This window comes from Oceanobacter kriegii DSM 6294 (assembly GCF_000422845.1).
Classification (GTDB): domain Bacteria; phylum Pseudomonadota; class Gammaproteobacteria; order Pseudomonadales; family Oceanobacteraceae; genus Oceanobacter; species Oceanobacter kriegii.
On record NZ_AUGV01000009.1, the window covers coordinates 131,033 to 153,213 of the forward strand.

Sequence of the window (22,181 nt, forward strand, 5' to 3'; positions counted from 1 at the left end):
ACTCGCAATCAAAACAGGTATTGGGCAGTGACCGCCATATCCCGCGACAAGTTCTTCAAACAGGCCCGACGGTCCGGTTGGGCACTGTATAAGTGGCGCAGGGCAAAATACGGCTGGTAAAGGTTTTCGAGGCACAGGGTGCGGTTAACGGCACGGCTGTGATTGAGGAAGGCGGCATCGCGCAGCAGGTTGTACATGCGTCGCAGCCAGCTTTCCTGCAAGCAGGGCAGCTTGTTCAGAGCGGCGTGGGATGCCAGCTCCAGCCCCATGTCCAGATAACTGTCGATCCACATCGCCAGCCGGGTTTCATTTTGCTCGCTGCGGATGCGGTGCTCCAGCAGCTCCAGGCGGCAGGTTTCGGCTTCAAAGCGGGCACTGGCAAGTGGGCCAGCAGCGTCCTGAGCACTGGTTTGGGGAGTGGGAAACTTCAGCAGGGTGGCGGACATAGTTGTGGCCTCCGATAAACGTCAAGACCACATTAATAATAATTATTCTCATTTGCAATAGGCGGAATTGATTTGAATCCCGCTTTTCGTGAGATTCAGGTCATGATTTGCAAATGATGTGTTACAGAAAGAAATCAGCGCCCCGTGGCGTGAGTGCTCGGGGCATATAACGGGGCATATAGAAGAGCAGGCACCGAGTTGTTCTGAGGGTCCTTAGTCCCAGTCGAAAGGCTTTTCGACGCCTCGGGTGATCTTCACCCAGCCCGGTTGTTCATCGGCTTTGGACTCGCTCCATTCGCTGGCGGCGCAACGGACTTCGCGTTCAAGCGCGGCGTGAGCTGAGCGGGCGCAGTCGAGGTCGGTTGCCCATTGGGTGTTGTTTTGTTTGATCCAGAGGCAGCCAAAGTTGGCTTCGGCATTGGGGGTGAACACGATGTTCATGCCGTTGATGGTCCACAGATGGCTGTCGCCTTTCTGCTGTTGTTGCTCGACATCGCCCAGCTCGTTGGCCAGCCATTCCAGAATGGCGCTTGGCTCGGCTTTGAGCAGGTAGATTTCAATATCGGATGAGCTAGAGGTCATGTTTGCGGCTGTGCCTTATGATTCGGAAAACGCTCAGCGCAATATACCCCATGGCTGCGGTGATTGCTCCGCCTATCGCGGTTAGCAAGCCGGTCAGTGCCACCAGTTCCTGTAACAGTGATGGCGACATGCGCAAATTGGCAACATAGATCAAACCGCCACCGGCAAAAAACACCACGGCACCGGCGACAAACAAGCCCAGATTACCGCGGTCGTCTTCTGCACGCTTCAGTATCCAGAAATAGAATCGTCGCCACATTGCCTAACCCCAGGGTCGCTTGAATGGATTAAGTCTAGTTCAGGATTGGCTTGGTGTCTGGAGTCGGGAGTCGGGAGTCGGGAGTCGGGAGTTGGGTGTCGGGAGTTGGGTGTCGGGAGTTGGGTGTCGGGAGTTGGGTGTCGGGAGTTGGGTGTCGGGTGTCGGGTGTCGGGTGTCGGGTGTCGGGAGTGAGCGGGGCGCGCAGCCGCGGGAGTCGGGTGCTCACGTTCAGATGGATATTCGTAGGTCAGATAAAGACGCGCAGCGGCTGCCATCTGACATTATCTGGTTGGGTATGAGTGGCTGGGTATGACTGGCTTTATCGCATGCAAAAAAATCCCGCTGTTAGCCAATCTCTGACGGGGACTGGCAAACAGCGGGCTAATCGCTCTGCACCCAACGTGGAATCCTTCGTTGGGTAGGTGAAAGAACCACCCTCATGGTTCATGTTTTCACCTTACGCCCGGCTATGACGCCAAACCATGTGGCAAGTTGCCGCAATACCCGAGTAATTGTGTAAAGAATTGATAGGCCGTGAATTCCCGGGTTGGCGGCGTTTAAAAACTGTACGATAACAGCCGGGACAGCCACTGGTTGAATGATGAACAACCTTCGGGTATAGTCCGCGCTCCTTTTTATCCGTGTTCCTGGCAAAGGTGCCTGCACCCCAGCCCGGAACAATGCGGACTCCTTGCCTTACCGGATGGGCCGGAAGGCTTTGAAACCCATAAGGAGCTGACAATGCGTCACTACGAAATCGTTTTTCTGGTACACCCAGATCAAAGCGAACAGGTTCCTGCCATGGTTGAGCGTTACACCTCTACCATCGAAGGTACCGGCGGTGCTATCCACCGTTTTGAAGACTGGGGTCGTCGCCACCTGGCATACCCAATCAACGATGTTCACAAAGCTCACTACATCCTGATGAACGTTGAATGTTCCCAGGAAGCTCTGGAAGAACTGACCACCAACTTCCGTTACAACGACGCTGTTCTGCGTAACCTGGTGATCCGTCGCGACGAAGCTGTGACTGAAATGTCCCCAATCAAAGCGGCTGAAAGCCGTGAAGATCGTCGTCGTTCCGACAATCGTGAAGAGCGTAAGCCTCAGAACGAAGAAGCAACTACTGAAGCACCTGCTGAAGAAGCAGCTGCAGCAGAAGAAGAGTAATAGGGAGCTTTCCAATGGCACGTTTTTTCCGTCGTCGCAAGTTCTGCCGTTTCACTGCTGAAGGCGTATCCGAGATCGATTACAAAGATCTGGACACTCTGAAAGGCTACATCACTGAAACTGGCAAAATCGTACCAAGCCGTATCACTGGTACCCGCGCCAAGTATCAGCGTCAGCTGTCTACTGCAATCAAGCGCGCGCGCTACATTGCACTGCTGCCGTACTCTGACGCACACGACAATTGATCGGTTCGGAACGCTAACCCCGGCCTCGCCGAACGGTTACTGTTCCGGAGTTGAATCATGAAGTCTTTGGCTCAATGGGCCATGCAAAGTCGGCTGCAAGTAACCCTTGCAGCCGCTGCGTTTCTGGCGGTTCCACTGCTGTTTTGGGTGGGATCGGCATTGCTGGCACTGGTTATCCTGCGCCAGCAACGCAGGGATGCCACATCCGTTGTGATGTGGGCGGTGTTACCGGCGCTGGCCTGGCTGGCCGCGGGTGACCCGACACCATTCCTGGTAGCAACCAGCACGGTGCTGGTGGCTCTGGTACTGCGCTCTACCGTTCGGCTCTCATGGGCCTTGCTGGCAGCGGTGGTACTGGGCGAAATCATTTATCTCTGTTTGCCGTTGCTGTTGGCGGATCTATTGCCAACGGTGGTCGAGCAGGGCGAAACCCTTGTAAGCGAGGCGCTCAAAGCCAGTCCTGAAGCTCAGGCTCGGCTCCAACCTCTGGTTGGCCCCATGATTCATGGTGTGTTGGCGGCTTTGCATACGCTGGTAATTTGTTTGTGTCTGTTATTGGGACGCTATTGGCAAGGAGCCTTGTACAACCCTGGTGGGTTTGGCAAGGAATTCCGGCAGTTGCGATTGCCTCTGGCATACGCGGCGCCTGCCTTGCTGGCCGTCTTTGTTGCGGCTCAGCTGAGTCCGGCCATTGCAGGCATGGCTCCGGTATTAACCGTGGTCATGGTGCTGGCGGGTCTTGCGGTGTTTCATGGTGTGGTGTTCAACACCAACGCCAGTCCGAACTGGTTGATGCCTGTCTATATGGCACTGCTGATGTTCGGTCCTTACATGTACACATTACTAATTTTCGTAGCGGCTCTGGATAGCCTGTTGGACATCCGGTCGCGACTAAAAGACACGGCGGACAAATAACCCGCCCTGTAATGAGGAATTCAAGATGCAAGTTATTCTGCTGGAAAAAGTAGCAAACCTGGGCGAACTGGGTGATCAGGTAAACGTTAAGCCAGGTTACGCTCGTAACTTCCTGGTACCACAGGGCAAAGCTGTTCCTGCGACCAAGGCTAACGTTGAGCACTTCGAAACTCGTCGCGCTGAACTGGAAGCTGCTGCTACTGCCAAGCTGGCTGAAGCTCAGTCCCGTAAAGAGAAAATCGAAGAAATCGAACTGTCTGTTGCTGTTCGCGCTGGCGACGAAGGCAAGCTGTTCGGTTCTCTGGGCAACCGTGACATCGCTGAACTGGCTACCCAGGCTGGCGTTGAACTGGCCAAGTCTGAAGTTCGTCTGCCTACCGGTCCTATCCGCGTAGTTGGCGAATTCGACGTTGCCATCCACCTGCACGCTGAAGTTGAAGCAGTTCTGAAACTGCACGTTGTTGCTGAATAATCGCAACTGACGTTCTTCACGCAGGTGTCGATGTCTGAATTGCAGACATCGACATTTAAGAAAAAAGCACTATTGGTTATCCTGTAGTGCTTTTTTTATGGCTGCTGTTTTTCACGGCGCCTGCTTTCCAGCTTTCGGGACCGACTTCATGAACGACGACTATCAGTCAGACTATCAGTCCGATGATCAGCCCTCCAGTTCGCGCACACCGCCACATTCGGTTGAAGCCGAACAGTCGGTGCTGGGTGCGCTGATGCTGGACGAACGAGCCTGGGAAACCGTCAGTGAATCCTTGCTCGACACCGACTTCTACCGTCAGGACCACCGGCTGATTTTCCGCGCCATCGGCCATTTGTCATCGGTCGAACAAGCCATCGACGTGGTCACCGTGGCGGAAGAGCTGGAAGAGCGTGGCCAGCTGGACAAGGCCGGCGGGGCATCGTACCTGGCCCGTCTGGTCGACATGACGCCATCGATCGACAACTGCACCGCCTACGCCGAAATCGTCCGTGAGCGTTCGCAGCAGCGTCGTCTGATTGAAGCCGCCACCGAGATTATGGAAAAGGCTTACGAGCCAGGTGGCGACGACGCCCTGACGCTGGTATCCGACGCCGAAAAGGCCATTGCTGAAATTGCCGAAGGCAACCGCAAGGACGGTGGCCCGGTGCAAGTGGCACCGATTCTGAAGAAGACGCTGGATCAGCTCGACCAGATGTTCAACCAGCCAGAAGGCCTGACCGGTGTCACCTCCGGCTTCGACAACATCGACCAGCGTACCTCCGGCTGGCAGAAGGCCGACCTGGTGATCATCGCCGCCCGTCCTTCCATGGGTAAGACCACCTACGCGATGAACCTGATTGAAAACGCGTTGCTGGCCACCAAGCGGCCGTGTCTGGTGTTCTCGCTGGAAATGCCGTCCGAATCCATCGTGATGCGTATGCTGTCGTCGCTCGGCAAGATCGACCAGAGCCGCATTCGTAGCGGCAAGCTGATCGACGAAGACTGGCCCAAGCTGTCGGCCGCCGTCACCATGCTGAAAGACCTGCCGCTGTACATCGACGATACGCCAGCCATTACCCCGCAGGAAATGCGGGCCCGAGCCCGTCAGGTTTACCGTGAAGCCGGTGATCTCGGTTTGATCATGGTCGACTATTTGCAGCTGATGCGGGTTACCGGTAAGTCCGAAGGCCGTACCCAGGAGATTTCCGAAATCTCCCGCACCCTGAAGGTGATTGCGAAAGAATTTGAATGCCCGATGATCGCGCTGTCGCAGCTTAACCGCTCGTTGGAGCAGCGTCCTAACAAGCGTCCGGTGAACTCCGACCTGCGTGAATCCGGCGCCATCGAGCAGGACGCCGATATCATTCAGTTTATCTACCGCGACGAAGTGTATAACGAAGACAGCCCGGAAAAGGGCGTCGCCGAAATCATCACCGGTAAACACCGTAACGGTCCAATTGGTACCGACCGACTGGCGTTTATCGGCAAGCACACCCGCTTTGAAAATCTGGCCCATGGCTACGGCGATTACGACGACGAGTAACCGCTGTGATGCGGATGAGCGATTGATTTGACCACCTCAAGCGTCGAGCAGATGAGCACCCTTCGGGGAGGGAAGTTCTCCCCAGGAGGTTGGCTCCGGATCATCTCTTTGCGCTTTGAGTTTAACGACCGAGGAAAAGCATGAAGTTTACGCCAGCATTGTCCTTTGACGGTGGCCGTGTACGGCCGTTAGAGGCCGACGACCGCGATGCCCTGTTTCAGGTATATCAACAACCGGAACTGCCGGGTCAACGCCCTCTGGAAAAGCCGGAGCAGCTCGATCGTATGATCGAACTGAGCGTGCAAATGGCAGCGACCCAGCGCGGCATGATGTGGGCGCTGGAAATTGGCAACGATAGAGACGGCTACCAGCTGGTTGGTCAGGTCAGTGCCTTCGACTGGCAGCCATCCCACCTGAAAGTCATGCTGCGCGTGGATGCCCTGCCAGCTGCCACCATGGCAACCCGGGCCGTAGCCTTGCAACAGTGCATGGCGTTTATGGCCGAGAAATACCACCTGCGTAACTTTGGTTACCAGTGGATTGCCGGTCAGAATGAGGCCATCAAAACCATGCTGAGCGACGCCGGTTTTGAGCTGGCAGCGACGCTGCGGGGTGCCTGGCGCATTGGTCAGAACGAATGGCTGGATGTCAGCCAGTATCACAAGGTATTGCTGGCAACCGAACAGGCAGAAGGGGATCAGGCATGAACTGGAATTTTGAAACCGACAACTTCCTGATTCGACTGCCGATCACCGATCAGGACGAAGAGTCGCTCTACGGCCTGCTGCAAAACCCGACGGTTGGGGCGCACTTGCCGAAATCCAAGCTGTACGCCAACGTGCAGGTCCTGGATGAACTGCGCCGTGCCACCATGACTTTCCAGGCCCGTGAAGCAGCGACCTGGGTGGTTGAACGCCTGACCGGCACGCTGGAAGAACGCGCCAAGCTGGCTGCCCGGGTGGTGATCAAGGACATCAACTGGATGCAGGCTTCGGCCCGTTTGCAGTGGGAGCTGGACGATTCCGTCAACGCCGAACAACTGGCGGAGTTTATTGGTGCCATTGAACAGTTCTGCTTCAGCGAGCTGGAACTGCACCGTATTGAACTGCGCATGTTGCCGAGCGCCACCAAGCACACCGAACTGGCCGAAGCACTGGGTTACCAGCGCGAAGGGGTTTTGCCAGCCCAGCTGGAGTTTGAAGGCAACTGGATTGATCAGGTGCTGTATTCGCGCCTGTCGTCAGACTGACCGACTTATATGCCGCGGCTGGCTCACTGCGTGTGAGCCAGCTCTGTCAGGCGTTATCAATCAGGGTCGCCAGCCAGCAAAGGGTGCAAATGGCGATGGTCACGGTGACCGCTGCCGATCCCAGATCTTTCGCCAATCCCGCCATCGGGTTGTATTCCAGCCCACCTCGGTCCACCACGGCTTCAATCGCGGTGTTGACCAATTCCATCACCAGAATCAGTAAATAGCTGCACAGCAGCAGTGCCCATTGGCTGGCACTGGTGGCCACCACAAAGCTGGCAGGCAGCAGCACCGCACCAGCCCAGACTTCGTAGCGAAACGCCGGTTCATTGCAGTAGGCGGCTTTGATGCCTTGCCAGGAATACCGAGAGGCGTAGTAAAAGCGTTTAAACCCGGTGGTTTTCGTTTGCATGGTGCGCGGTTCCAGAATCGGGAAAGGTTCAGGGGACGTCTATGCTATTGGAAAAGCTTGTCAGATTTTTTGCAGTGACTTGTGTAGAGCTTTTGATGCTATTTGTGCCAACGCCCGCTGGGCTGCTCTGGGGCTTTGGTCGGGTTGCACAAACGACGTTTCCGGTGCTGCTATTTGAGACATTTGCCATAGGAGCCAACAACACCACTATGGCACACTGGATCGTCAGTTTTCCGGCGCAGTAGCACCGTCTGCAGCTGATGCTGGTGTTCTCTCTGTTGTGTTCTGTCTGTAGCGTTTGCGCTGTTGGCTTTGATATTTGACCAAAATTCAGCCAGTGGTAAGAAACGAAGTGCGTGGCCGACAGTCAATACCAGCAATAACTACTCATTATGGATAACGATCGTGACCACCGTTGAACCCACATCCTCGACGACGGCAGCCGCTGCCTTGCTGGACCCTGAGTTCCTCAAATCCCTGCGCAGCCAGATGCTGTCGTTTGCACGCTTGCAGCTGAACGATGACCAGCAAGCCGAAGACGCGGTACAGGAGGCGCTGGCTGGCGCGCTCAAGAACGCGGCGTCGTTTAACCGTCAGGCGGCCTTGAAGACCTGGGTCTTCTCAATTCTGAAGAACAAGATTACCGATAGCCTGCGCAGCAAGTACCGCGAGCAAGAGCACATGCTGGCCGAAGCAGACGCTTGTAAGAATGGCGAGGAGTTGGACGACCAACTCTTTAATCAAACCGGCCATTGGCACGCTGAAGAGCGGCCCGTGGAATGGAATGCCCCCACGCGATTGGTGCACGAGCGCCAGTTCTGGGCGGTGTTCGACGCCTGTTTGAATCATTTGCCAGCCAAACAAGCGAGGGTATTCATGATGCGGGAATTTCTGGAACTGACGTCGGAAGAGATCTGCGATGCGGCCTCGCTGACGGTCAGCAACCTGCATGTGCTCTTGTACCGGGCTCGTGTGCAGTTGCGTGAATGTCTGGAAAATAACTGGTTCACCGGACCGATGGGAGCGTCGTCATGATGAATTGCCGCGAAGCGACCCGGCTGCTGTCAGAAGCGCAGGATCGAAAATTAACCCTGGCGGAAAACGTCGAGCTCAAGTTTCACACCATGATGTGCAGCGGTTGTCGAAACTTCGGCAAACAGATGTCGTCGTTGCGCTCGTTTATGTCGGACTATGCCCGTCCGGAGCAAGATGATCTGCGCAAGCCGTCCGATCCGGACGCTGATAAGTCAGAGCGCTAGCGAGGGGCCCTAGGAGAAAAGCTCCCGGGCTGAGTTCGGTCAGCCACAGCCCGGGAGAAAGGGTGGCCGGAACAGGTACCGGCCGAGGCAAGGTGAGCGCATCACATCGAGTCGATGCACTCCGATCAAAACATTGTTAATCAGCCGCGAATCAGTACCAGACCGGATACCGATACCAGCAGACCCAGCGCCGTCATGGCAGGCTTGGCTTCTGCTTTCAGCCATTGGCCGATGTTGGCGCCCAGCGCCACCAGCAGGGTCGACGTCACCATCAAACCCAACACAAAACCAACGGCGTGGCCCATTTGCGCTTCGGTGTGGGCAATGCCGTGTACCGTGACAAAAGAAGCTGCCAGCAGCAGTGCTGGAATCTGTCCCAAACCCAGTTTATGGGTGGCGATCAGGCCGCCCAGTAAGACCAGCGACAGGGCGATGGCCTGGTCGGCGGTCGCCACCAGATTGCCCAACCCGGTCAGGGCACCGAGGGCAAAACCGGCGGCCAGTACCAGTGGCAGGCCGGTAATCAGGCGCTGGCGGTTGGTGCTGGTCATGTTGGCGCTCCACAAACCAATCGCCAGCATGGCGATCATGTGGTCGATGCCGGTCAGGGCGTGCAGCAAACCGGCACCGATGCCGGAACCGTGCGCAGGGTGCGCCATCGCCATTGGCGAGGCCAGCAACAAAGCGCCAGCGATAAACACAGTGCGAGACATGGTAATTCCTTCATTATTGTTGTGTGGGCCGTCGACCGTAACGATCACGGCAGGCGCCTTTTGTATTTGAGACTCTTATATTTGAGACTTCGAGTATCGAGGCTCAGAGTTTCTGAAGCCTGAGACTCTGGACTCATGGCGAGAACGTTTGGGCCGTGCTCCTGATCAGGGTGTTAGCAAGGCTAATGCCAGCTTTGTTGTTCGCCCGTTGGATTCAGCAGCCTGTGGACAGTTGGAGGCTGTTAGAGGCAGGCCAGTGACGCCGCTGACCGCGCGTCTGACCGTGTTTCGGCCGCTGCTCTGGTAGATGTTCGGGTAGATGTTCAGACAGCTGGCTTATGTATCAACAGGTAACCACACACGGAGCTGGGTGGCGTCGCACGTCGATACGAGCCGGAAGCTCAGTGGAAAGTAGCCTTGCTGGTACGTCTGGTAACTGAAAAGTTGATTTCCACAGCCATGACTCACACACTCGTCAATGGCCGACCCAATGGCCGACCCAATGGCCGACATTGACGGGCATGTCGTCGGTTCTGCTCCGGTTTGGCAGAAGTTGGCCCCACACTGGCATAGCAATGGATCGGAATGGTTATGGCTCGATTGAGCACAGACGTTATGACGAAAACAGATCAGGTGACAGACGCTGCGCTTCCTCGTACCGGTGAGGATGCCTGGCTCAGTGTGATCCAGAAAATGGACGAAGCCTACGCCGACCTGGTGGACTACCAGGTGCAGGTGGAAGAACAGAACGTTGAGCTGGAAGAGTCGCGCACCTTCTTCGATGGTGTGTTGGCGGCCATGAGCGACGTATTGATTGCCTGTGACCACGAAGGTCGTATCCAGCAAGTCAACCGGGCCTGTGAAGAACTGACTGGTAAAACCGGCGCCATGCTGGCCGGAGAGTCGATTGTTACGCTGGTTGCGGAAGTAAGCCGACCGGTGCTGAAAGATTGCATGAACCGGGTTCGTCACGAAGCCATTCGGGATCAGGAACTGATGCTGACCGGCGCCGATGGCCCGGTGCCGATGGCATTGAATTGCTCGCCGCGTTTTAACAAGCGCGGTCGACTGATTGGCGTTGTGGTCGCCGGACGACCGTTAGGTGAATTGCAAAAAGCCTTCAAGGAATTGAACGAAGCCCACGCTGAGCTCAAGGTCGCTCAGGAGCGGCTGGTGCAGGCCGAAAAAATGGCATCGCTGGGCCGACTGGTGGCGGGGGTTGCCCATGAACTCAACAATCCGATCAGCTTTGTGTACGGCAATATGCACGCCCTGCAACGTTACACCCGTCGTCTGGTGCAGTATTTCGACACGGTACAAAGCGGTGCCAGCCGCGATGCCTTGCGGCAAATGCGTGAAGAGCTGCGCATCGACAAGGCCATTGCCGATCTTGATTCTCTGGTAGAAGGCACGCTGGAAGGCGCGGATCGGGTGCGGGAAATCGTCAACGACCTGAAGCAGTTTTCTTCGACCCAGCGCAGCGAAAAACTGCCCTACGACCTGGTGCATGTGGCGCAGTCTGCATTGCACTGGATTCTGAAAGAACATCCCAAGGTACAGGTAGAGCGCGATTTACCCGATCAGTTAATGGGGCAGGGCCATGCTGGTCAGATTCATCAGGTGGTGGTGAATCTGGTACAGAATGCGGTCGACGCCATTCGCTATCAGGATGACGCCCGGCTGACGATTCGGGCAGGCAGCTTGCCTGCCTCGGCGGCCTCACCGGAGCAATGCGATATGCTCTGGCTGGAAGTGGCCGACAACGGCGCGGGTATTTCTGAACAGGATCAGGCTCATGTTTTTGACCCTTTCTTCACCACCAAACCGCCGGGGCAGGGAACTGGTCTGGGGCTGTCGATCAGTTACGGCATTGTGCGTGAGCACGGCGGTACTCTGACCATCCAAAACGGTGAACAGGGCGGTGCAATTGCCCGGCTGGAACTGCCGGTGCAGCCGGTAGCCAGCGACGCCGAATCACGAGGTATTTATGGCCAGAGCTAATTTACTGTGGCTGCAATCCGGTGGTTGTGGCGGTTGTACCATGTCGTTGCTGAACGCCGAACGCCCGGATCTGGTGTCGACGCTGGAAAACGCCGGTATTGATATCCTCTGGCACCCCTCACTCAGCGAGCAAACCGGTGCCGAAGTGCAGGCTTTGCTGGAAAGCGTGATTGCCGGTGAAACCCCGTTGGATTTTCTCTGCATTGAAGGTTCGATGCTGCGTGGCCCAGCCGGTACTGGCCGTTTTCACCTGCTGGGTGGCACCGGCATTCCAATGATCCAGTGGGTCAGTAAACTGGCCGAAAAAGCCCGCTACACCCTGGCCATTGGTTCCTGTGCGGCCTTTGGTGGTATCAGCTCCTCCTCCGATAACATTACCGACGCCACCGGTTTGCAGTTTGAAGGCGAACTGCGCGGCGGTTTGTTGGGCAGTGATTACAAAGCCAGTGGCGGCTTGCCGGTGGTGAACGTATCGGGCTGCCCAACGCACCCGGACTGGGTCACCGAAACCCTGATGCAGCTGGTATTGGACGAAGGTCATGAAGACGACTTTGACGCCTTCTTCCGGCCGCGGTTATACACCGACCAACTGGTGCACCACGGCTGCAATCGCAACGAATATTACGAATACAAGGCCAGCGCCGAAGAGCCGGGGGACTTGGGCTGCATGATGGAGCACATGGGCTGCCTTGGTACTCAGGCCCATGCCGACTGCAACAGCCGCTTGTGGAATGGCGGAGGTTCCTGCACCCGGGCCGGACACGCGTGCATCAACTGCACCGCACCGGAGTTTGAAGAACCTCGGCAGTCGTTTGTCGAAACCCCGAAAATCGCCGGTATTCCGGTGGGCTTGCCGACTGATATGCCCAAGGCCTGGTTTGTGGCGTTGGCGTCGCTGTCGAAAGCCGCTACCCCGGAGCGTCTGAAAGAAAATGCCCGCTCCGACCACCTGATTTATCCGCCCACTCTGCATAAGAAGAATCACAAATGAGCGACAACACTCGCCGCTTACAGGTTGGTCCGTTCAACCGGGTTGAAGGTGACCTCGATATTCGACTGGATATCGCTACAGACACCAGCGATGCCAGTGGCAAGGGCAACGGCAAGGGTACGGGAACGGTAAACAGCGCCCGGGTGAACTCGACCCTGTTTCGGGGTTTTGAACAAATGCTGGTGGGCAAACCCGCCATGGATGCGCTGGTGTACACCCCACGTATTTGCGGCATTTGCTCGGTGGCGCAGTCCGTTGCCTGTGCCAATGCACTGGCCAACGCGGGCGGCGTGCAACCAACGGCCAACGGCATTCGCAGCCAAAACCTGTTGCTGGCGAATGAATCCCTGACCGATTTGCTGACCCACTTCTATCTGTTTTTTATGCCCGATATGGCGCGGCCGGTTTACCAGCAGCAGAGCTGGTATGAACCAGTGGCCGAGCGCTTTCAGGCCATCAAGGGCAACGCCACCAAACAGGTGTTACCCGCTCGCGCCCAGTTTCTGCATCTGATGGGACTGATGGCCGGACATTGGCCGCACTCCATGGCCATTCAGCCCGGTGGCAGCAGCAAGGCCGTGACCCGTCAGGAACGGCTGCGGGTGATCTCGATTCTGGCGGAGTTTCGCCGCTTTTTGGAAACCACTCTATTTGGTGCCGACCTCGATGCCATCAACGAGCTGGACTCGGTATCGGCATTGACCAACTGGGCGGCGCAAGACAGCTGGCAGTCTTCCGACCTGCGAACCTTCCTGCATCTGTCGGATCAGCTGACCTTCAGTCAGCTGGGACGCGCCACCGACAAACTGATGAGCATGGGCAATTATCCACAGCCGGATCTTGCCGGTAGCAGCCTGTCGTTGCAGGTGAGCCGGGGGCTATGGCTGCCGACGGCAGGATTGCAGCCGCTTAATACCGACGCCATCAAGGAAGACGTCTCCCACAGCTGGGTGGAAGACGGTAGCGGTGCCGAGCATCCGGCCCAGGGCCATACCGAAGTGTCACTGGCCTCCAGCGAAAAGCCCCATGCCTACAGCTGGTGCAAGGCACCGCGTTTGAATGGCGAGGTCGTGGAAACCGGCGCACTGGCCCGGGCGGTGGTCAGTCAGCGACCGCTGATGACCGAACTGATGCAGCAACAAGGCGCGACCGTACACACCCGCATGCTGGCGCGTTTGCTGGAGCTGGCGTGGATGCTGCCCCAAATGCAGCAATGGGCCAAAGACCTGCAAGTTGATCAGCCCTACTGCAACAACACAGCACTGGCCAAAGAGGGCGAAGGCGCGGCCATGATGGAAGCCGCCCGGGGCTCGCTGGGCCATTGGATTCGGCTAAAAAACGGTCGTATCAGCCACTACCAGATTGTCGCGCCCACCACCTGGAATTTCTCCCCTCGCGATGAACAAGGCCAACCCGGCCCGCTGGAGCAGGCGTTAGAAGGTGCCCCCGTGATGGCCGCTGAAAAAGACCCTATTGCCGTTCAGCACATCGTCCGCAGCTTCGACCCGTGCATGGTGTGTACGGTGCATTGAGGCATGGTGTATCAAGGCGCGCGTCAGATGGCACCCGCTTCGCGGGTTTGTCTGACCTACGTGACTCAGCTACATCACTTATCTCGCTGACTGCTCTGGAAAGCTTCGTTTTTTGAGCCGCTCTGGAAAGCGGCTATCCACATGCCGTTCCGGGTCGCTATTTCGTGCTGGCTTGACTGCTTCTTCTGCTGCAAATCAACTTTCCGGTTTGTGTCTTAACTGTCTTTTTGTTTTTGAATTATCCCCGGTTCTGTTTTCTCCAAATCCTGTAACCATCTGATTTTATTGAATAAATGTTCTTGGTTCGGTTCTTGCTGAGGCAAGCGGTGCAACGCATATAACGATAACAACCACCCTGGAAGGTTTCTTTTCAGCCCTTCTTACCGTGAGTGGTTCGGACGCCAGAGGACACCGCATGTCTCAGATTGAAACCTTCTATGAAGTAATGCGGCGACAGGGGATTACCCGACGCAGCTTTCTCAAGTATTGCAGCCTGACCGCTGCTGCTCTGGGCCTTGGCCCAAGCTTTGTTCCGCAGATTGCCAACGCCATGGAAAACAAACCGCGCACACCGGTGCTGTGGTTGCATGGTCTGGAATGTACCTGCTGTTCAGAGTCCTTTATTCGATCCGCACACCCGTTAGTTAAAGACGTGGTGCTGTCGATGATCTCACTGGACTACGACGACACCTTGATGGCGGCTGCCGGTCATCAGGCTGAAGCCGCCCTCGAAGAAACCATGAAAAAGTACAAGGGCGAATACATTCTGGCGGTGGAAGGTAACCCGCCGCTGAACGAAGACGGCATGTTCTGCATCGTTGGCGGTAAGCCATTCCTCGATCAGCTTAAGCACGCCGCCAAAGATGCCAAGGCGATCATTGCCTGGGGTTCCTGCGCCAGCTGGGGCTGTGTGCAAGCCGCTCGTCCGAACCCGACCCAGGCAGTGCCGATTCACAAGGTGATCACCGACAAGCCAATCATCAAGGTGCCGGGTTGCCCGCCAATCGCCGAGGTGATGACTGGCGTAATCACTTATATGCTGACCTTTGGCAAGCTGCCGGAACTCGACCGTCAGGGCCGTCCGAAGATGTTTTACGGCCAGCGTATTCACGACAAATGTTACCGCCGTCCGCATTTCGATGCTGGCCAGTTTGTGGAGCAGTGGGACGACGAAGCCGCTCGCAAGGGCTACTGCCTGTACAAGGTCGGCTGCAAAGGCCCAACCACCTATAACGCCTGTTCGACCATTCGCTGGAACGAAGGGGTGTCGTTCCCAATTCAGGCCGGTCACGGTTGTATTGGCTGCTCTGAAGACGGTTTCTGGGACAAGGGTTCCTTCTACGACCGTCTGAGCAATATTCCGCAGTTTGGCATTGAGAAAAACGCCGACGAAATCGGTACCGCCGTTGCTGGTGGTGTGGGGGCGGCCATTGCTGCCCACGCGGCTGTCAGCGCCCTGAAGCAGGCCTCTCGCAAAGACACCAAACCCCAGGATTCCACCAAGAAAGAACATGAGGATCACGCATGAACACACCACTGAACGCCAGTCAGCTGGATAACAGCGGCCGCCGGGTGGTGGTCGATCCGGTGACCCGCATTGAAGGTCACATGCGTTGCGAAGTGAACGTTGACGAGAACAACATCATTCGTAACGCCGTTTCTACCGGCACCATGTGGCGTGGTCTGGAAGTGATTCTGAAAGGCCGTGACCCACGCGATGCCTGGGCTTTTGTTGAACGTATCTGTGGTGTGTGTACCGGTTGTCACGCGCTGACGTCCGTACGCGCGGTAGAAGATGCGTTGGGCATCGACATTCCGCTCAACGCTCACATTATCCGTCACCTGATGGACAAGGCGCTGAACATCCATGATCACGTGGTGCACTTCTATCACCTGCACGCGCTGGACTGGATCAACCCGGTAAACGCGCTGAAGGCCGACCCCAAAGCTACCTCTGAACTGCAAAAAATGGTCTCTCCGGCCCACGCCAAGTCTTCGCCGGGCTACTTCCGTGACATTCAGAACCGCATCAAGAAGTTTGTGCAGTCCGGCCAGTTGGGTCTGTTTGCCAACGGTTACTGGGATAACCCGGCGTACAAGTGTCCACCGGAAGCCGATCTGATGGCGGTGGCGCATTACCTTGAAGCGCTGGATATGCAGAAAGAGATCGTCAAGGTACACACCATTTTTGGTGGCAAGAACCCGCACCCGAACTATCTGGTGGGCGGTGTGGCCTGTGCCATTAACCTCGATGACGTTGGTGCTGCCGGTGCGCCAGTGAACATGGTGAGCCTGAACTTCGTGCTGGCACGTATTCAGGAAGCGCAGGAGTTCATCAAGAACGTCTACATTCCTGACGTCATGGCCATTGCCGGTATCTACAAGGATTGGTTGTACGGTGGCGGTCTGGCGGCTGAAAACGTGATGTCCTACGGTACCCATACCGTGGTGCCAGGCGACAAGTCCACCGACTTACTGCCAGCCGGTGCCATCATCGGCGGTAACTGGAACGAGATCCACGAAGTGGATGTGCGTGACCCATCACAGGTACAGGAATTTGTTGACCACTCCTGGTACACCTACGCCGATGGCGCAAAAGGGTTGCACCCATGGGATGGCCAGACCGACCAGCCAAGCTTCGAGCTGGGGCCAAACACCAAGGGCACCAAAACCGACATTAAAGAGCTGGACGAAGCCCACAAGTACAGCTGGATCAAGGCACCACGCTGGAAGGGTCATGCGATGGAAGTGGGGCCACTGCCTCGCTACATCATCGCCTACATTGCTGGTAAGGATTACGTCCGCGACCAGGTGGATCGCTCGCTGGCGGCCTTCAACCAGAACAACGGCCTAGACCTGAACCTGAAGCAGTTCCTGCCGACCACACTGGGTCGTACCCTGGCCCGTGCGCTGGACGCCGAGCTGTGCGCCGACTCCATGATTGATGACTGGAACCAGCTGGTTCAGAACATCAAGGCCGGTGACTCTTCCACAGCCAACGTTGAAAAATGGGACCCATCCACCTGGCCAAAAGAAGCCAAAGGTGTGGGCATCAACGAAGCGCCGCGTGGTGCGCTGGGCCACTGGATCAAGATCAAGGACGGCAAGATCGAGAACTATCAGGCCGTGGTGCCGACCACCTGGAATGGTTCTCCTCGTGACTCCGAAGGCAACATCGGTGCGTTTGAAGCCTCGCTGCTGAACACCCCGATGGAGCGCCCGGACGAACCGGTTGAAATCCTCCGTACCCTGCACAGCTTTGACCCTTGCCTGGCGTGTTCTACCCACGTGATGGCACCGGACGGTCAGGAGCTGAGCAAGGTGAAAATCCGCTGAAACCGGAGTCGGTAACACCCGTTAGCTTTTGGCTTGCGGGTGTACCACTGACAGGAGAAAGGTTATGTCTGAACAAAGCATAAAAACCAACGACGTACCGGCTGCAGCAGTGTCCGCTTCCACCACAACCCAGGTCGAAGACCCGACCGTTCAGGGAGAACAGGTACGCCGTCAAACCGCCGTGTTCGTTTACGAATGGCCGCTGCGGTTGTGGCACTGGGTGACGGTGCTGTGCATCATCGTGCTGTGCGTGACCGGCTATTTCATCGGCTCGCCACTGCCCACCATGCCGGGCGAAGCCATGGATAACTACCTGATGGGCTACATCCGCTTTGCCCATTTTGCCGCAGGCTACGTCTTTGCCATTGCCTTCGTTGGCCGAGTGTACTGGGCCTTCGTGGGTAACCATCATGCTCGTGAACTGTTTATTGTGCCGATCCACAAGAAGAAGTGGTGGGGCGAGCTGTTTCACGAACTACGCTGGTACATGTTCATCGAGAAAACCCCGAAGAAATACATCGGCCACAACCCGATGGGCCAGCTGGCGATGTTCAGCTTCTTCGTGATTGGCACCATCTTCATGATCGTCACCGGCTTTGCGCTGTACGGTGAAGGTTTGGGTGTGGGCAGCTGGGCCGACCGCTGGTTTGGCTGGGTGATCCCGCTGATGGGCCAAAGCCAGGATGTGCACACATGGCACCACCTGGGCATGTGGTACATCATCGTCTTCGTCATGACCCACGTGTACGTGGCGATTCGTGAAGACATCATGTCGCGCCAGTCGCTGATTTCCACCATGGTAGGTGGATGGAGAATGTTCAAGGACGACAAGCCAGACTGAGCGTTCGTAGCTACTGCTTGTCTTGTAGGAGCGAATTTATTCGCGAATGAATTCGCTCCTACTTGAGCCGCCTGGAGCATGCGACCGCTTTATTCTGGCGCCGGGAGCGCGGGCCGCTGGCCCGCCTTTCCCAAATCACACGGTGCTCTCGTGACAACCAACAAGGTAACAGCCATCAATACCGCAACGGCCATCAAACCGCTGACTTCCGCCATTCGCAAACCTGCCGCTTTCCCGATGCGCAAACCCGAGCATCCCGGCGTCTTCCTGCAGCGTTGTTACCTGACCCCGCTGGGTATTTCCCAATCCGACCTTGCCCGCATCCTCGGCGTTTCCCGCCGTCGGGTGAACGAAATCGTCAACGGCCAGCGCGCCATCAGCGCCGATACCGCCCTCAAACTGGCTGCCCACTTCAACACTACGCCCATGTTCTGGCTGGAAAAACAGCAGTTGTGGGAGCTGTACCGGGCGCTGCACTCGAACCCGCCTGTTAATCTGCGCTAGGGACCCTCTGAAAAACTCGGTGCCCGCTCTGGATGACATGGCGAAGCTGAATCACGAAGCTGATTTGCAGTCCTGACGGGTCAAGTCAAAAATCAGCGACACAGAGTCAGCAATGCCCCGCCATCCCCGTAGGGCGCGGCCTGCAGCCCGCCAGAACGGTGTTGGCGAATTTGAAAAGGACCCGTCATTTCGCTGCATTCGCCGCCTTGTTCTGACAACCTGCAGGACACGCGCAGAGCTGTGCAGAGTTTTTCAGAGGGTCCCTAGTAACACACTGCGCCAATACTGCTTTGGTACACATTTCAGCGTTTTATCAACAACGATGGTGGCATAGGAGCGACTTGTTACCGCTGGCTATACTCAACTGACGGGGCGCGTCAGTGGCGAGCCCTTGCCTATACAACCAATGCAGCCAATAACAACAACGAAGCGCCTATGGTTACATCACGTTTTTCTCCATCTTTGGTCCGGCCGCTCAGTTTGCATTTGTTTTCCCGGGCTTTGCGTCTTATGGCACTGCTTGCGAGCTTGCTGCTGACCTTTTCTACTGCGAACGCCCAGTCCGCGCTACCAAGCGTAAAAGTGGCTGTGCTGCAATTCGGCACGCTGAACTGGGAAATGGACGTTATTCGCCAGCACCAGCTGGATCGCAAGCACGGCTTCCAGCTGGATGTGACGCCCGTCGGCGGTAAAAACGCCAGCTCGGTGGCGCTTCAAAGCGGTGCCGTGGATCTTATTTACAGCGATTGGGTGTGGGTGAACCGTCAGCGTCATGCCCGTCGTATGTACAGTTTTTCGCCGGTGTCGGCGGCAGCGGGTGGGGTGTATTTACAGCCCGATCTGAACGTCGGTTCGCTGAAGGGTTTTGATGGCCAGCGATTGGGCATTGCCGGTGGCGCTGTGGATAAAAGCTGGCTGCTGCTGCAAGCCTACGCCAAACAACAGGGCATTGAATTGCAGCAAACCGTGCAGCCGGTTTTCGCCGCGCCCCCTTTGCTGAACAAGCTGATGTTCGACAACAAGCTCGATGCCTCGCTGAACTTCTGGCATTACAGCGCCCGTTTGAAAGCCCGTGGCTACCGGCCCTTGATCACTGTTCAGCAGGTGTTGGAAGGTTTGGGTATTCGCTCGCAGGTGCCTTTGGTTGGCTGGGTGGTGAGTGATGATTGGGCGCAAGACAACAGTACGCTGCTGAACCGTTTTCTGTTGGCATCGAGTGAAGCCCGGCAGATTCTGTTGACCTCCGACGCCGAATGGCAGCGCATCAAGCCGCTGACCAAAAGCGAGGACTACGCCATCTTTAATACCTTGCGTGATGAATATCGCAAAGGTGTTCTGACCACTTTCAACGCCGATAACGTCAAGGCGCTGCATGCCCTCTACGATATTTTTGCCCGCGAAGGCGGCAAGCAATTGACCGGTGGCGCGAATACGCTTGATGACCGCATGTTCCTGATGCCGGTTGAATGTCAGCCAGCTAGCCGTTGTGAGGTTCAGCGGGTTTCGCCATGAGCCAGCACGGTAATCCTCCCGCTATTTGGTCATCCCTGCTGTGGTCATCAGTGCCACTGCTGCTGGTACTGGCTGGCTGGGAAATTGCCGCCCGTTGGGCCGACAGCAGCAATTTACCCGGCCTGTTTGCCGTGCTGGGGAGTTTGTACGAACACCTGTTAGAAGGCGACATGCTGCATCATTTGTCGGTAACCCTGCTTCGCGTCGCCGTCAGTTTTGCCATCGCCATGCTATTGGGCGTGGTAATCGGCATTGTGATGGGCGCTTATCGACGTCTGAATCTGGCCGGTGATGCCTTGCTGGTGATCGCCTTGAACGTACCTGCGTTGGTGACGATTCTGCTGTGTTACATCTGGTTTGGTTTGACCGAAGCTGCGGCCGTGACGGCGGTGGCGGTGAACAAGATTCCAACCGTGGTGGTGATGGTGCGAGAAGGTGCCCGCATTGTGGATCGTCAGCTGCTGGAGGTGGCGCAGGTGTATCGGGTATCGCGCTGGAAGACTTTCTTCCATGTGTATTTGCCGCAGCTCTACCCATTCATTATGGCGGCGGCGCGGTCGGGTCTGTCGTTAATCTGGAAGATTGTGCTGGTGGTGGAATTGCTCGGTCGCAGCGACGGCGTTGGCTTTCAGCTGGGTACCTTTTTCCACTTCTTCGATATTGCCAGCATCCTCGCTTACACCCTGGCGTTTGCCATTGTGATCCTGCTGATTGAAGCCGTTATTATGCGGCCTATCGACCGCTATATTGCGCGGGGTGGCTATGGTCAGGCTTGATCTCGATCTGAAACAAAAATACTACGCCAGCGCCCAGCAGGCGGCCTTGGGAGAAATCAACGCCAGTATTCCCGAAAGCCAGTTTGTGGCGTTGGTCGGCCCTTCCGGTACCGGTAAAACCACGTTGCTGAATATGATCGCCGGGCTGGAGCCCAGCGAACCGGGCACCATCAAGGTGAACGGCCAAAGCCAGGCTCAAACTCCCTGCCAGCTGGGCTACATCTTTCAACAGCCACGGCTAATGCCGTGGATGACGGTTGAAGAAAATCTGCGACTGACGGCTCCGGAGATCGGTCAAGCTGACATCGAAGCCATGCTGGACATTGTTGGCCTGCAAGGAAAGGGCGCTGAGTATCCACGTAAACTCTCTGGCGGCATGCAAAAGCGGGTGAGCATTGCCCGCGCGTTTTTGGCCAAACCGGATTTGTTATTGCTCGACGAGCCGTTTGTATCCCTTGATCAGCCAACCGCGCAACACCTGCGGGGCATGCTGGAAAACCTTTGGCAGCAGCAAAAGCCCACCGTTATTTTCGTTACCCACGACCTCGACGAAGCCATACAACTGGCCGACCGCGTGCTGTTTTTATCGGCAGCGCCGGGGCGTTTGATTCTGGACAAAGCGGTTGAGTTGCCGCGTCCGAGGGGAGCGATTGAGGTGGAAGAGTGGAAGCAAGGGTTGCTGGCGGAGCATCCCGGGGTGCTGGCGGGTAGGTAGCTTCTCGCTCGTAGGAGGACGCTTGCGTCCGAATGACGGCTTACAGCCAAATGGCATCCCAGAATGGGTAGTTTCCCGGTGTATTAACCAAGCCCGCGCGTAATGGATTCGCGACGATATAGCGAGATGTTTCCTTCAGGTCTTCTTCCTGCCTCAAGGCATGATCATGAAAAGCATGCTGCCAGAGCTGCTCTGATATTCCTCTTTGCTGGTTAACTGCTCGGGCTGACAAAGACTTCATCCGCATCACGGTTTTTGAAAGCGTGTCCTCTCCCAGTTGAATCAACCAATGTGCGTGCTCGGGCATCAGCACCCAGCAGATCAGGGTTGCGTCTTTTAAGGCTCGCTCGGATGTGAATGCCTTGATGGCAGACCTGGCTACATTGAAGTCAAGGAATACGGCCGTACGATTCAGTGTGGTTGTTGTGACGAGATAGATTCGTCCTGCTTCGGAGAAACGGCCGATACGCAGGTTTCTGTGTCCTTTCGCTGGATTCATGGTCTGTGTCCTTACAGATCTGAATTCGGACGCAAGCGTCTTTCTACAAGGTGTGGTAATTAATCTGACGCTGGAGTCATTCGGACGCAAGCGTCCTCCTACAAAGCTTGGTCATTAATCTGACGTTGGCGTCATTCGGACGCAATCGTCCTCCTACGAGGCTTGGCGATTAATCTGACGTTGACGTCATTCGGACGCAAGCGTCCTCC

At 56.4% G+C, this 22,181-nt stretch carries 26 protein-coding genes; 20 read left to right on the forward strand and 6 right to left on the reverse strand.

Features of this window, described 5'->3' with window-relative positions:
* Positions 1-8: 8 nt before the first annotated feature.
* The 3 genes from G516_RS0108155 to G516_RS21610 form a co-directional block, all read right to left on the reverse strand.
* Positions 9-446, reverse strand: coding sequence for a hypothetical protein (locus tag G516_RS0108155; RefSeq protein WP_028293237.1), 438 nt, complete (start codon positions 444-446; stop codon positions 9-11).
* A 213-nt stretch (positions 447-659) separates the two neighbouring features.
* Positions 660-1,028: a hypothetical protein gene (locus G516_RS0108160; protein WP_028293238.1), complete on the reverse strand. Its 369-nt coding sequence runs from the start codon at positions 1,026-1,028 to the stop codon at positions 660-662.
* Complete coding sequence (locus G516_RS21610; RefSeq protein ID WP_036535289.1) at positions 1,018-1,287, reverse strand: hypothetical protein; 270 nt, start codon at positions 1,285-1,287, stop codon at positions 1,018-1,020. Before G516_RS21610 ends, G516_RS0108160 begins: the two co-directional genes overlap by 11 nt.
* A gap of 741 nt (positions 1,288-2,028) precedes the next feature.
* Here G516_RS21610 and rpsF point away from each other — a divergent pair.
* The 7 genes from rpsF (at position 2,029) to G516_RS23815 (ending at position 6,881) form a co-directional block, all read left to right on the forward strand.
* Positions 2,029-2,457: a 30S ribosomal protein S6 gene (gene rpsF / locus G516_RS0108170; RefSeq protein ID WP_028293240.1), complete on the forward strand. Its 429-nt coding sequence runs from the start codon at positions 2,029-2,031 to the stop codon at positions 2,455-2,457.
* A 14-nt stretch (positions 2,458-2,471) separates the two neighbouring features.
* Entirely contained in the window at positions 2,472-2,702 is a 231-nt protein-coding gene (gene rpsR / locus G516_RS0108175) for a 30S ribosomal protein S18 (RefSeq protein ID WP_028293241.1), read from the forward strand.
* 57 nt (positions 2,703-2,759) lie between these two features.
* Positions 2,760-3,617: a hypothetical protein gene (locus G516_RS0108180; RefSeq protein ID WP_028293242.1), complete on the forward strand. Its 858-nt coding sequence runs from the start codon at positions 2,760-2,762 to the stop codon at positions 3,615-3,617.
* Between the two features lie 25 nt (positions 3,618-3,642).
* The gene (gene rplI / locus G516_RS0108185) at positions 3,643-4,089 is read left to right on the forward strand and encodes a 50S ribosomal protein L9 (RefSeq protein ID WP_028293243.1); all 447 of its coding nucleotides are present in this window, start codon (positions 3,643-3,645) and stop codon (positions 4,087-4,089) included.
* A gap of 148 nt (positions 4,090-4,237) precedes the next feature.
* Complete coding sequence (gene dnaB, locus G516_RS0108190; RefSeq protein ID WP_028293244.1) at positions 4,238-5,632, forward strand: replicative DNA helicase; 1,395 nt, start codon at positions 4,238-4,240, stop codon at positions 5,630-5,632.
* A gap of 140 nt (positions 5,633-5,772) precedes the next feature.
* Complete coding sequence (locus G516_RS0108195) at positions 5,773-6,339, forward strand: GNAT family N-acetyltransferase (RefSeq protein ID WP_028293245.1); 567 nt, start codon at positions 5,773-5,775, stop codon at positions 6,337-6,339.
* Positions 6,336-6,881: a GNAT family N-acetyltransferase gene (locus G516_RS23815; RefSeq protein ID WP_028293246.1), complete on the forward strand. Its 546-nt coding sequence runs from the start codon at positions 6,336-6,338 to the stop codon at positions 6,879-6,881. The genes G516_RS0108195 and G516_RS23815 overlap by 4 nt, the downstream gene beginning before the upstream one ends.
* A gap of 46 nt (positions 6,882-6,927) precedes the next feature.
* Here the strand turns inward: G516_RS23815 and G516_RS0108205 are convergent, their stop codons facing one another.
* On the reverse strand, positions 6,928-7,293 hold the full coding sequence (locus G516_RS0108205; protein ID WP_028293247.1) for a diacylglycerol kinase: 366 nt from the start codon (positions 7,291-7,293) through the stop codon (positions 6,928-6,930).
* A gap of 41 nt (positions 7,294-7,334) precedes the next feature.
* Between G516_RS0108205 and G516_RS0108210 the strand changes: the two genes are divergently transcribed.
* The 3 genes from G516_RS0108210 to G516_RS0108220 all read left to right on the forward strand — a co-directional run bounded on the left by G516_RS0108210 (position 7,335) and on the right by G516_RS0108220 (position 8,552).
* Positions 7,335-7,538: a hypothetical protein gene (locus G516_RS0108210; protein ID WP_028293248.1), complete on the forward strand. Its 204-nt coding sequence runs from the start codon at positions 7,335-7,337 to the stop codon at positions 7,536-7,538.
* A gap of 160 nt (positions 7,539-7,698) precedes the next feature.
* Positions 7,699-8,328 carry a sigma-70 family RNA polymerase sigma factor gene (locus G516_RS0108215; protein WP_245582636.1) on the forward strand — a complete coding sequence of 210 codons (630 nt, stop codon included), beginning with the start codon at positions 7,699-7,701 and terminating at the stop codon, positions 8,326-8,328.
* Entirely contained in the window at positions 8,325-8,552 is a 228-nt protein-coding gene (locus tag G516_RS0108220; protein WP_028293250.1) for a zf-HC2 domain-containing protein, read from the forward strand. The genes G516_RS0108215 and G516_RS0108220 overlap by 4 nt, the downstream gene beginning before the upstream one ends.
* A 140-nt stretch (positions 8,553-8,692) precedes the next feature.
* On the opposite strand, the gene G516_RS21620 is transcribed toward G516_RS0108220, so the two are convergent.
* A complete protein-coding gene (locus G516_RS21620; RefSeq protein ID WP_051219078.1) occupies positions 8,693-9,265 on the reverse strand; it encodes a HupE/UreJ family protein in 573 nt (190 codons plus the stop codon).
* 615 nt (positions 9,266-9,880) lie between these two features.
* Between G516_RS21620 and G516_RS21625 the strand changes: the two genes are divergently transcribed.
* The 10 genes from G516_RS21625 to G516_RS0108280 all read left to right on the forward strand — a co-directional run bounded on the left by G516_RS21625 (position 9,881) and on the right by G516_RS0108280 (position 21,473).
* Positions 9,881-11,266, forward strand: a complete 1,386-nt coding sequence (locus G516_RS21625) for a PAS domain-containing sensor histidine kinase (RefSeq protein WP_051219080.1) — start codon at positions 9,881-9,883, stop codon at positions 11,264-11,266.
* Positions 11,253-12,257: an NADH-quinone oxidoreductase subunit B family protein gene (locus G516_RS0108235; RefSeq protein WP_028293251.1), complete on the forward strand. Its 1,005-nt coding sequence runs from the start codon at positions 11,253-11,255 to the stop codon at positions 12,255-12,257. Before G516_RS21625 ends, G516_RS0108235 begins: the two co-directional genes overlap by 14 nt.
* Positions 12,254-13,789 carry a nickel-dependent hydrogenase large subunit gene (locus tag G516_RS0108240; RefSeq protein ID WP_028293252.1) on the forward strand — a complete coding sequence of 512 codons (1,536 nt, stop codon included), beginning with the start codon at positions 12,254-12,256 and terminating at the stop codon, positions 13,787-13,789. Before G516_RS0108235 ends, G516_RS0108240 begins: the two co-directional genes overlap by 4 nt.
* A gap of 415 nt (positions 13,790-14,204) precedes the next feature.
* Entirely contained in the window at positions 14,205-15,317 is a 1,113-nt protein-coding gene (locus G516_RS0108250) for a hydrogenase small subunit (RefSeq protein WP_036535297.1), read from the forward strand.
* The gene (locus G516_RS0108255) at positions 15,314-17,125 is read left to right on the forward strand and encodes a nickel-dependent hydrogenase large subunit (RefSeq protein WP_028293254.1); all 1,812 of its coding nucleotides are present in this window, start codon (positions 15,314-15,316) and stop codon (positions 17,123-17,125) included. Before G516_RS0108250 ends, G516_RS0108255 begins: the two co-directional genes overlap by 4 nt.
* Positions 17,126-17,189: 64 nt before the next feature.
* Positions 17,190-17,966, forward strand: coding sequence for a Ni/Fe-hydrogenase, b-type cytochrome subunit (gene cybH, locus G516_RS0108260; protein ID WP_084644951.1), 777 nt, complete (start codon positions 17,190-17,192; stop codon positions 17,964-17,966).
* A 150-nt stretch (positions 17,967-18,116) separates the two neighbouring features.
* Positions 18,117-18,470 carry a HigA family addiction module antitoxin gene (locus G516_RS21630; protein WP_028293256.1) on the forward strand — a complete coding sequence of 118 codons (354 nt, stop codon included), beginning with the start codon at positions 18,117-18,119 and terminating at the stop codon, positions 18,468-18,470.
* 510 nt (positions 18,471-18,980) lie between these two features.
* Positions 18,981-19,982: an ABC transporter substrate-binding protein gene (locus tag G516_RS21635; protein WP_245582637.1), complete on the forward strand. Its 1,002-nt coding sequence runs from the start codon at positions 18,981-18,983 to the stop codon at positions 19,980-19,982.
* A complete protein-coding gene (locus G516_RS21640; protein ID WP_051219084.1) occupies positions 19,979-20,758 on the forward strand; it encodes an ABC transporter permease in 780 nt (259 codons plus the stop codon). Before G516_RS21635 ends, G516_RS21640 begins: the two co-directional genes overlap by 4 nt.
* Complete coding sequence (locus G516_RS0108280) at positions 20,745-21,473, forward strand: ABC transporter ATP-binding protein (RefSeq protein ID WP_028293257.1); 729 nt, start codon at positions 20,745-20,747, stop codon at positions 21,471-21,473. The genes G516_RS21640 and G516_RS0108280 overlap by 14 nt, the downstream gene beginning before the upstream one ends.
* 40 nt (positions 21,474-21,513) lie before the next feature.
* On the opposite strand, the gene G516_RS0108285 is transcribed toward G516_RS0108280, so the two are convergent.
* Complete coding sequence (locus G516_RS0108285) at positions 21,514-21,972, reverse strand: REP-associated tyrosine transposase (protein WP_028293258.1); 459 nt, start codon at positions 21,970-21,972, stop codon at positions 21,514-21,516.
* Between the last annotated feature and the right edge of the window lie 209 nt (positions 21,973-22,181).

What these genes read in the sequence shown, in the direction of transcription:
- G516_RS0108160 (WP_028293238.1), bottom strand. Translation starts at nt 1,028, where the DNA reads ATGACCTCTAGCTCATCCGATATTGAAATCTACCTGCTCAAAGCCGAG.
- G516_RS21625 (WP_051219080.1), top strand. Translation starts at nt 9,881, where the DNA reads ATGACGAAAACAGATCAGGTGACAGACGCTGCGCTTCCTCGTACCGGT.
- G516_RS0108250 (WP_036535297.1), top strand. Translation starts at nt 14,205, where the DNA reads ATGTCTCAGATTGAAACCTTCTATGAAGTAATGCGGCGACAGGGGATT.
- G516_RS0108155 (WP_028293237.1), bottom strand. Translation starts at nt 446, where the DNA reads ATGTCCGCCACCCTGCTGAAGTTTCCCACTCCCCAAACCAGTGCTCAG.
- G516_RS21620 (WP_051219078.1), bottom strand. Translation starts at nt 9,265, where the DNA reads ATGTCTCGCACTGTGTTTATCGCTGGCGCTTTGTTGCTGGCCTCGCCA.
- G516_RS0108220 (WP_028293250.1), top strand. Translation starts at nt 8,325, where the DNA reads ATGATGAATTGCCGCGAAGCGACCCGGCTGCTGTCAGAAGCGCAGGAT.
- G516_RS21640 (WP_051219084.1), top strand. Translation starts at nt 19,979, where the DNA reads ATGAGCCAGCACGGTAATCCTCCCGCTATTTGGTCATCCCTGCTGTGG.
- G516_RS0108210 (WP_028293248.1), top strand. Translation starts at nt 7,335, where the DNA reads ATGCTATTGGAAAAGCTTGTCAGATTTTTTGCAGTGACTTGTGTAGAG.
- rplI (WP_028293243.1), top strand. Translation starts at nt 3,643, where the DNA reads ATGCAAGTTATTCTGCTGGAAAAAGTAGCAAACCTGGGCGAACTGGGT.
- G516_RS0108285 (WP_028293258.1), bottom strand. Translation starts at nt 21,972, where the DNA reads ATGAATCCAGCGAAAGGACACAGAAACCTGCGTATCGGCCGTTTCTCC.
- G516_RS0108280 (WP_028293257.1), top strand. Translation starts at nt 20,745, where the DNA reads ATGGTCAGGCTTGATCTCGATCTGAAACAAAAATACTACGCCAGCGCC.
- G516_RS0108240 (WP_028293252.1), top strand. Translation starts at nt 12,254, where the DNA reads ATGAGCGACAACACTCGCCGCTTACAGGTTGGTCCGTTCAACCGGGTT.
- dnaB (WP_028293244.1), top strand. Translation starts at nt 4,238, where the DNA reads ATGAACGACGACTATCAGTCAGACTATCAGTCCGATGATCAGCCCTCC.
- cybH (WP_084644951.1), top strand. Translation starts at nt 17,190, where the DNA reads ATGTCTGAACAAAGCATAAAAACCAACGACGTACCGGCTGCAGCAGTG.
- rpsF (WP_028293240.1), top strand. Translation starts at nt 2,029, where the DNA reads ATGCGTCACTACGAAATCGTTTTTCTGGTACACCCAGATCAAAGCGAA.
- rpsR (WP_028293241.1), top strand. Translation starts at nt 2,472, where the DNA reads ATGGCACGTTTTTTCCGTCGTCGCAAGTTCTGCCGTTTCACTGCTGAA.
- G516_RS23815 (WP_028293246.1), top strand. Translation starts at nt 6,336, where the DNA reads ATGAACTGGAATTTTGAAACCGACAACTTCCTGATTCGACTGCCGATC.
- G516_RS0108205 (WP_028293247.1), bottom strand. Translation starts at nt 7,293, where the DNA reads ATGCAAACGAAAACCACCGGGTTTAAACGCTTTTACTACGCCTCTCGG.
- G516_RS21610 (WP_036535289.1), bottom strand. Translation starts at nt 1,287, where the DNA reads ATGTGGCGACGATTCTATTTCTGGATACTGAAGCGTGCAGAAGACGAC.
- G516_RS0108180 (WP_028293242.1), top strand. Translation starts at nt 2,760, where the DNA reads ATGAAGTCTTTGGCTCAATGGGCCATGCAAAGTCGGCTGCAAGTAACC.
- G516_RS0108255 (WP_028293254.1), top strand. Translation starts at nt 15,314, where the DNA reads ATGAACACACCACTGAACGCCAGTCAGCTGGATAACAGCGGCCGCCGG.
- G516_RS0108235 (WP_028293251.1), top strand. Translation starts at nt 11,253, where the DNA reads ATGGCCAGAGCTAATTTACTGTGGCTGCAATCCGGTGGTTGTGGCGGT.
- G516_RS0108195 (WP_028293245.1), top strand. Translation starts at nt 5,773, where the DNA reads ATGAAGTTTACGCCAGCATTGTCCTTTGACGGTGGCCGTGTACGGCCG.
- G516_RS21635 (WP_245582637.1), top strand. Translation starts at nt 18,981, where the DNA reads ATGGCACTGCTTGCGAGCTTGCTGCTGACCTTTTCTACTGCGAACGCC.